Here is a 7,882-nt window from a genome sequence, read left to right as displayed (position 1 = left end):
GGCGGACGGCACCACCGTCCTGCTGACCACCCACTACCTCGATGAGGCGGCCCATCTGGCCGACGAGGTCGCCGTCGTCCTGGGCGGGAGCATCGCGGCGCAGGGCGCCCCCGAGGACCTGGCCCGCGGCGAGGGCGATCTGACCGTCTCCTGGGTCGAGGACGGCGAGGAGCGCAGCGTGCGCACCGCCGCGCCCACCGCCGTCGTGCGAGGTCTCATGAGTCGCTTGGCCGGCCCCGGCGAGGAGGTTCCCGGCCTGCGCATCACCGCGCCGACCCTGGAGGACCGCTACCTCGAGCTCGTGGCCGCCTACGAGGCCGCCGTCCGTCGGGCCGCTCTCACGGCCGACGCCTGACACCGAATCAACCAGCCGATACTCTCCGAAGGACGTTCCCCATGACCACCACCGCCGTCTCCACTCCTGCTCCCACCGCTCCCTCCGCCTTCCCGGCTTCGGCAGCACCGGATTCGGAGCAGGCCCCAGCCCCCGTCTCCCTGCGTGCGCACGACCGCACCCAGGCTCCGGCCGGCGGCCTCAGGATCGTGGTCGCGCTGGTCCGCAGCACCCTGCTCGGCTTCGTGCGCGAACCGGTCGGCTTCGTCATGCAGTTCCTCTACCCCCTGTTCATGCTCTTCATCTTCCACGCGGTCTTCCCCGGTGAGCTCCTCGCCGGAGTGTCCTACGCCCAGTACCTGCTGCCGGCGATGGTCACCACCGGGATCATGACCACCTGCCTGCAGAACCTGGCGGTGACCGTGGCCGGGGAGCGCGAGAACGGCGAGCTCAAGCGCCTGGCGGTCCTGCCCGCCCCGTCGTGGGCGCACGTGGCGAGCAAGTGCGCGTCCAACACGATCCTGGCTCTGCTCAACGCCACCATGCTCATCCTCGTCGGCCGCTGGGTCCTGGACATCGACCTGCCCGGCACCGCCCGCGCCTGGGGGCTGCTGGCCGCCACCATCGTCCTCATGGTCGCCACCTGCACCGCCCTGGGCCTGGTGATCGGCCGCACCCGCCCCACCCAGCGGGCCGCCTCCGGCCTGGTCACCCCCATCGTCCTCATCCTCCAGTTCGTCTCCGGCATCTTCTTCCCCCTGGCCCAGCTGCCGACCTGGATGGTCAACGCCTTCTCCGTCCTGCCGGTGCGCTGGTCGGCCGAGCTCATGCGCGAGGCCTTCCTTCCCTCCACCTTCGCCGTGGCCGAGCCCACCGGCGCCTGGGAGACCGGCAAGGGCCTGGTCATCGTGGCCGCCTGGCTGGTGGCCGGCGTCCTCGCGGCGATCGTCATCACCCGCCGCGATACGGTCGACCGGTGAGGGAACCCGCCATGAGGGACATCCAGGGCATGAGGGGCGCAGCCCCAGCCGCCCCCGCCCCGGGCCGGTCCGCCCCCGCCGCACTGGCGGGGGCGGACCGGCGCCCGTGGTGGCTCAACCCCTTCACCATCCGACGGCGCACCGGTCTGCTCGACCTCGTGCGCGCCCCCGACAACCCCGGTCATCACCGCGTCGCTCTCGTCATCATCTGGGCGGCGGCCGGGGCCGCGCTCCTCGCGGTGCTGTCCGGCGGCTGGGCGACCATCCTGTTCTTCGTCGTCTACCCCCTTCTATGGGCCGTCCACCGAACCCGTCGCTCCGGTGTGGTGGCGACCGTCGTCTTCTCCATCGGGATCGGCGCGATGATGCTGGCGCGGCCGGACCACGACTGGATCCGTGCTGCCGCCAACGGCGTCCTGTCCTGCCTGTTCTCCCTGTTCATCGGCCTGTGGTTCTGGCGCGTCTACGACGTCTCCGCCGCCCTGGCCTCCGCCCTGGACAACGAGCGCGTCGCGCGCGAGGGCCTGGCCGCCGCCCAGGCCGAGCTCGCAGCCGCCGAGCGCGCCGCGGGCCGGGCCGCCGAGCACCAGCACTGGGCCCGCGAGGTCCATGACACCCTCGCCCAGGGATTCATCTCCGTCATCACCCTGACCCAGGCCGCCCGCACCGATCTCTCCCGGGATCGCACCGACGCGGCCGCCGTTCACCTCGACCAGATGGAGGCGCTCGCCCGCGACAATCTCGCCGAGGCACGCGCCCTCGTCGCCGGGGAGGGCCCCTCCGCCCTGCGCTCCGGCGATCTGGCCCAGGCCCTCCAGCGCCTCGTCGGTGCCCGGAACGGGTCGGGGCGCAGCATCGACCTCGACGCCCACCCGCCTCAGGCCCTGGCGCGCCCCGTCGAGGTCGTCGTCCTGCGAACCGTCCAGGAGGCCCTGTCCAATATCGCCCGTCACTCCCGTGCCACGCAGGCGCAGGTCGTCATCGGCACTGAGCGTCTCGGAGCGGTCCGCGAGCTCGTCATCGCCGTGACCGACGACGGGACGGGCACGGGCGGACGCCCCGAGGGAACCGGACTCGCCGGCATGCGCTCGCGCGTCGAGGCCCTCGGCGGCACTCTCACCGTCGACCCCGCCCACGCCCCCGACGCCGACGGCAGCACCGGAACCGTCATCGAAGCGAGGATCCCCCTATGAGCGCTCCCAACCGTCCTCCCGTTCCAGACGCCGACCCGGACCAGGGCTCCTCGGACCGGGGCGGCCCGAACCAGGCCGGCCCGGACCAGGCCGACGTGAGCCGGGGCGGGCCGGGCCAGGCCGACGTGAGCCGGGGCGGGCCGGACCAGGCTGACCCGAACCAGGCCGGCACCGCCCGCATCAGGCTCCTCGTCGCCGACGACCACCCCGTCGTGCGCTCCGGGATCGTCGGCATGCTCTCCAGCGAGGAGGATCTCGAGGTCGCGGGGCAGGTGGCCGACGGCGCCGAGGCCGTGCGCCTGGCCGGGGAGCTGGCTCCCGATGTGGTTCTGATGGATCTGCGGATGCCCGGTATGGATGGGGTCGAGGCGACGCGGCGGATCCTGGCCGTCTCCGATCCGCCTCGTGTAGTGGTGCTGACCACCTATGACACCGACGGCGACATCCTGCGGGCCGTGGAGGCCGGTGCGATCGGATACCTGCTCAAGGACTCACCGCGCGAGGACATCCTCGCCGCCGTGCGCGCCGCCGCGGCGGGGCGCAGTGCGCTGAGCCCCAGTGTGACCACGCGCCTGGTGGGGGCCGCTCGCGGGACCGGCGGCGGTACCGGGGCGGGTTACGGCCGATCCCGCGGCGGGGCCGGGCGCGGCACGGGAGCCGAGGCTCCTGTCACCCTGTCGCCGCGCGAGTGCGAGGTCCTCGCCGCCGTCTCCCGAGGCCTGTCCAACAGCCGGATCGGTCGCGAGCTGTACATCACGGAGGCCACCGTCAAGACGCATCTGCTGCGCGCCTACACCAAGCTCGGCGTCGATTCCCGGACGGCCGCCGTCACCGAGGCCCTGCGCAGGGGTCTGCTGGACCTGGGCTGACCGGTCGCCCCCGGTGCCGGTGCCGAGGCCGGGCCCGATCCCGGGCTCGGCGGCCGACGCCTCCCTCGCCGAGATCGGTCGAGTTCCGCGTCGAGATCGGTCCGGTTCGGCATCGAGATCGGTCCGACGACGCCGCGCCCGGTCGCCGGCGCCACGAGTCGGGCATTTCTGCACGAGGCCGGCATGTCGGCGCGAGTTCGACGACGCCGCCGTCGGACTCGCGCAAGGATGTCCGACTGGTGGTGGGGCGTGCGGCGGGAGCGCGCGGCCGGACGCATCGCCGGTGTCGTCGGTACGGCAGGCTTTGAGCGGCAGCCCGCGCTGCCGTCCCGCACCACCGGTCGCACCCGAACAGCATCGATCACCCGGCTGATCGTCCGGGATCCGCTTGCCGAGGCGCCGACAGGACGATGAGGTTTTCTTACCAGTTTCCTTTATGGAGGACGAGGATAATCGAGGCTGTGACGGCGGTGATGATGGCCTTTTGGGACGAGCGGGCACCAGCTTCGAGGGGGTTCGTTAGTGCTGGAGGGTGACGTCGGGGTCGAGGGTGAGGTTGAACAGACAAGTCCATCCCCCGTATCTAGGTTCCGGTATTATGGGGTCTGGGTTAACGTCTGTGAGAGTAATGGTTCCCAGGCCGTCGATGTGGACGCTTTCGCCCAGGCGTATCGCAATGGTGTCCCTCGAGCCATCCTTGTGTGTCCAGTATAGAGTTCCGACCCACCTGTAGTTACGTGAATACGGTGGGCCGGAAGTTAATCTCCCCGCCTCTGTCGTCGGGGGTCCCGTGGAATCATCTAGATCGATCTGCTTCCCTCTTTCTACTCCCTCGGGAAGGGGGGCGCTATGGATCAGGGGGTGGGTCCAGAATATCCAGAGGCCCCAGCAGGCGAGCGAGATCATCGCTATTTTCAGAACCGCTACCAGGGTGCGGTGCCGCTTGTGCCATGTCGGTTTTGCGCGACGGGACCCCGGCGTCCCGTTCGCGATCATGCCCCCGAGCTCCGCCACGTCGCTTCGGCCCGGGTCGGAGTCGCTCATCTCGCACCTGTCTTCCTGGAGGGGGTTGTTAGTACTGGAGGGTGACGTCGGGGTCGAGGGTGAGGTTGATGGTGTAGTAGGAGCCGCCGATACTAGGGGTTGACATGATGGGGTCGGGTTCGACGCCGAGGAGGGTGACGGTTCCCAGGCCGTCGATGTGGACGCTTTCGCCCAGGGGCAGTGTGATGGTGTCCCTCGGGCCGTCGTGGCGGATCCAGTGCAGGGTCCCGACCCACCTGTAGTTGCGTGCGCGCGGAGGGTCGAACATCAGGTTCCCTGTCTCGGTGGATAGTGATTGTATTGCCCCTCCGATTTCCAGCCGCTTCCCTCTTTCTACTCCTTCGGGAAGGGGGGCGCTTTGGATCAGGGGGTGGGTCCAGAATATCCAGAGGCCCCAGCAGGCGAGCGAGATCATCGCTATTTTCAGAATCGCTACCAGGGTGCGGTGCCGCTTGTGCCATGTCGGTTTTGTGCGACGGCGCCCCGGTGTCCCGTTCGCGATCATGCCCTCGAGCTCCGCCACGTCGCTTCGGTCCTCCGGCGGGTCGGACTCGCTCATCTCGCACCTGTCTTCCTGGAGGGCGTTCGTTAATTCTGGAGGGTGACGCCGGGGTCGAGAGTGAGGTTGAACAGACAAGTCCATCCCCCGTATCTAGGTTCCGGTATTATGGGGTCTGGGTTGACGTCTGTGAGGGTGATGGTCCCCAGGCCGTCGATGTGGACGCTTTCTCCCAGGTGTATCGCGATGGTGTCCCTCGAGCCATCCTTGTGCGTCCAGTATAGAGTTCCGACCCACCTGTAGCCGCGTGAATACAGTGGGCCGGAAGTTAATCTCCCCGCCTCTGTCGTCGGAGGTCCTGTGGAATCATCTAGATCAATCTGCTTCCCTTTTTCTACTCCCTCGGGAAGGGGAGCGCTTTGGATCAGGGGGTGGGTCCAGAATAGTCGGAGTCCCCAGCAGGTGAGTGAGATCATCACTACGGCTATAATTCTTCTCGCCACGCGGTAACGATTCTGTCGAATGGCTTCCGCGCGAAGGTCCTCCTCCCGCAGTGCTGACGAGGCCTCCATGATCATGCCCTCGAGCTCCGCCACGTCGCTTCGGTCCTCCGGCGGGTCGGACTCGCTCATCTCGCACCTGCTTTCCAAGAATGAATGACGACCGGTGGTCTTCTTCGTCAGGATGTCCGCCCGACGTCCGTACTGGGGAAGTACCTCGCGTACTCCTCACGCGTGATCCTGATCCGCCCACCCGAACCGACGTGGGTGTCACTGGCGTCCGGGTTGTTCCCCCACGGGTTGATCAGGGTGACGTACTCGTCGTCAATGCTCTCGACCGTGTACACATGGTCGTTGACGATCTGATAGTCGCCCCCCTGGTCCTCGGCGCCGGGGCCGCTGCCCGCGTCGAAGACGCCATCGTTGTTGGTGTCAGCATCGACATTATCGTCACTGACGATGCCGCCCTTGGGCGATGAGGCGACGACTGGCCGGTCGTCGTCGATGGCCTGCTCGATCTGCTGCCATTCGGAATCGCTGTAGGCGTCATCGTCCCACCAGGACCAGAACGTCGCCCCCGTGCCGCCACGGGTGTCGATGCGATCCGGTTCGCGGTTGGAGATGCGCTCCATGGCCGTCTCCGATTTCCCGCCCCTCGCCAAATTCTGTCCGCCGAAGTACAGGCCGTACGCGCGCTCGTAGATGTTGAGAAGGGTGGGGGGCGCGGTCTCCTGGCCCTGCAGGCCATTGGTGTAATAGTCCGTGACGTTGACATCGACGGGCTGGCCGTTGTCATAGAGAGTGACGATGAAGCCGTCTCTCGCGTCATTCAGACGGATATTGTCTCGCAACAGCCGCTGGCCGTCCTCGCTCTGCGAATAGGCTTGGAGGGTGGCCAGGAGAAAGCAGTCTCCAATCCCCTGCTGATCCACGGTTCTCCAGTCGACTCCCCCCTCGTCCTGCTCTTTAATGCGGTTGACGTCCTCCGTGGTCAAACGCCTCTTGCCGTCGACCGTTTTTTTATGCTCGAAATTGCGTTTCCACAGCCTCGTGAGCGGGTCATCCGATCCCGAGGCTCCGTTGCCCGCGCCACCCGCGCCTGCCTGCTGGCCGCCGGCGTTGAGAGAGGTCAGCGCCGCAGCGGCCAGGTGAGCCGCGAGGTCGACCTTGATGCGGAGGCCGGCGGCGGCTCCCATGATCGGGGCCAGGGCTCCCGCCGCTTCCGGCGCAGCCGACGGGTTGTCCAGCGTCTCCTGCACCGTGGCCGCCGCCTGCCGACGCAGCTCCTCGATCGCGGTACGCGCCTCGTCCAGGACGCCGGCGTAGTCCTCCAGGACGCCGGCCCCGTCCAGCAGGCAGTCCATCGTGCCCTCCAGGTCCCGCGTCAGACCGCGGGCAGCATGTCGGCACGCGTCAGCGCTCATCCCCTGGCATGACGAGACCGTCGCACGCGCGCTGTCGGCCAGATCCGCTCCCCACGTCACGGTGCGCGCGGCGGACCTCCACGAGTCCGCCAGAGCGCGCACTCCTCCGGGAGAGCCCGGCACCTCTCCGACTGCTGCGCCCGCAAGGGCCTCGGTCTCCATGCTCACTGTCTCCGCGCTCACCGCCAGGCCCCCGGTCCTCCGCAGGGGGCGCCGGACGAGTGCCCCAGAGCGCGTGCGCCGGCGGCGGCGTTCTCGTCGGCGCTCGTCAGCAGACTCAGAGCCTCTCGGGCCCCGTCGGCCATCCGCCCGGCTCGGGACGCGGCACGGGCGACCTCATCCGTTCGGGCGGAGGCGAACGTCGTCGTGGCGGTCGCCAGCACGGAGGAGCCCAGGACGCCCTCCCCCTCGCCGCTGACTCGGACGGTGGACACCTCCTGGCCGCACTCGTCGGCCAGGGAGGCCGCACGTACCAGTTCCTCACCATTGACTTCCAGCACCATGGGGCAGACTCCTGCGCACCAGCCGGATACCGGGCCGGATGCTATAGGGATGGACAGAGACGTGCGTCACGTTAACGCATTGCATTGCCGCCGGCAAGGTGCTGAGAGCGCCGGGCGGATGCGGACGGGGTGAGTTGACGTCGCGTCCCGGGATGCGGTGCGCCGAGAGCAGCGGGCGGATGCGGGCGGGGCGCCGCCGTGGAGGCGCGGGCGAGGGGCGGGGCGCCTCCGGGGCCCGGTCCCGGACGCCGTCGAGAGCCGCACCGACCGAACGGTGTCCACCGAATGGTGGACGGCCCATGAAGCCCTTCCGGTGGCTACCGGGGCTGTCGGCGCAGGGCGAAAATGTGCGTCATGGCAGCGAAATCGGCGATTACTATCAATTCCCTGCGCAAGTCCTACGGCGATAAGCGCGTCCTCCGGGGCCTGGACCTCGACATTCCCGCCGGCTCCGTCCTGGCGTTGTTGGGGCCCAATGGTGCTGGTAAGACGACGACTGTGGAGATTCTGCAGGGGTTGCGTCGTCGTGATGGTGG

9 protein-coding genes and 1 pseudogene are annotated in these 7,882 nt (G+C 68.6%); 5 read left to right on the top strand and 5 right to left on the bottom strand.

Annotated elements, in window-relative coordinates:
- The 4 genes and pseudogenes from G448_RS18415 to G448_RS0109535 form a co-directional block, all read left to right on the top strand.
- Window positions 1-355, top strand: a pseudogene (locus tag G448_RS18415) (ABC transporter ATP-binding protein); the annotation flags it as partial.
- 41 nt (window positions 356-396) lie between these two features.
- A complete protein-coding gene (locus G448_RS0109545; RefSeq protein ID WP_026407789.1) occupies window positions 397-1,314 on the top strand; it encodes an ABC transporter permease in 918 nt (305 codons plus the stop codon).
- Window positions 1,315-1,325: 11 nt separating this feature from the next.
- Window positions 1,326-2,507, top strand: coding sequence for a sensor histidine kinase (locus G448_RS0109540; RefSeq protein ID WP_026407788.1), 1,182 nt, complete (start codon window positions 1,326-1,328; stop codon window positions 2,505-2,507).
- Window positions 2,504-3,376 carry a response regulator transcription factor gene (locus G448_RS0109535; RefSeq protein WP_084436620.1) on the top strand — a complete coding sequence of 291 codons (873 nt, stop codon included), beginning with the start codon at window positions 2,504-2,506 and terminating at the stop codon, window positions 3,374-3,376. Before G448_RS0109540 ends, G448_RS0109535 begins: the two co-directional genes overlap by 4 nt.
- 519 nt (window positions 3,377-3,895) lie before the next feature.
- On the opposite strand, the gene G448_RS18175 is transcribed toward G448_RS0109535, so the two are convergent.
- From G448_RS18175 to G448_RS0109515, 5 genes are all read right to left on the bottom strand, one after another.
- The gene (locus tag G448_RS18175) at window positions 3,896-4,420 is read right to left on the bottom strand and encodes a hypothetical protein (protein WP_156911003.1); all 525 of its coding nucleotides are present in this window, start codon (window positions 4,418-4,420) and stop codon (window positions 3,896-3,898) included.
- Window positions 4,421-4,448: 28 nt separating this feature from the next.
- Window positions 4,449-4,688, bottom strand: coding sequence for a hypothetical protein (locus tag G448_RS0109530; RefSeq protein ID WP_026407786.1), 240 nt, complete (start codon window positions 4,686-4,688; stop codon window positions 4,449-4,451).
- A gap of 320 nt (window positions 4,689-5,008) precedes the next feature.
- Entirely contained in the window at window positions 5,009-5,551 is a 543-nt protein-coding gene (locus G448_RS18170) for a hypothetical protein (protein WP_156911002.1), read from the bottom strand.
- Window positions 5,552-5,598: 47 nt separating this feature from the next.
- Window positions 5,599-7,026 (bottom strand): C2 family cysteine protease, encoded by a 1,428-nt coding sequence (locus tag G448_RS0109520; RefSeq protein ID WP_156911001.1) that lies wholly within the window; start codon window positions 7,024-7,026, stop codon window positions 5,599-5,601.
- Window positions 7,023-7,346, bottom strand: coding sequence for a hypothetical protein (locus G448_RS0109515; RefSeq protein WP_026407784.1), 324 nt, complete (start codon window positions 7,344-7,346; stop codon window positions 7,023-7,025). The genes G448_RS0109520 and G448_RS0109515 overlap by 4 nt, the downstream gene beginning before the upstream one ends.
- Window positions 7,347-7,700: 354 nt before the next feature.
- Between G448_RS0109515 and G448_RS17665 the strand changes: the two genes are divergently transcribed.
- Window positions 7,701-7,882 (top strand): ATP-binding cassette domain-containing protein (locus G448_RS17665; protein ID WP_156911000.1); only part of this gene is annotated, 182 nt, incomplete at its 3' end.

Origin of the sequence: Actinomyces gerencseriae DSM 6844, assembly GCF_000429265.1 — a bacterium.
Taxonomy (GTDB): Bacteria; Actinomycetota; Actinomycetes; order Actinomycetales; family Actinomycetaceae; genus Actinomyces; species Actinomyces gerencseriae.
The sequence above is the reverse complement of the archived record's forward strand: the minus strand, read 5'-3'. Positions and strand labels throughout refer to the sequence as shown.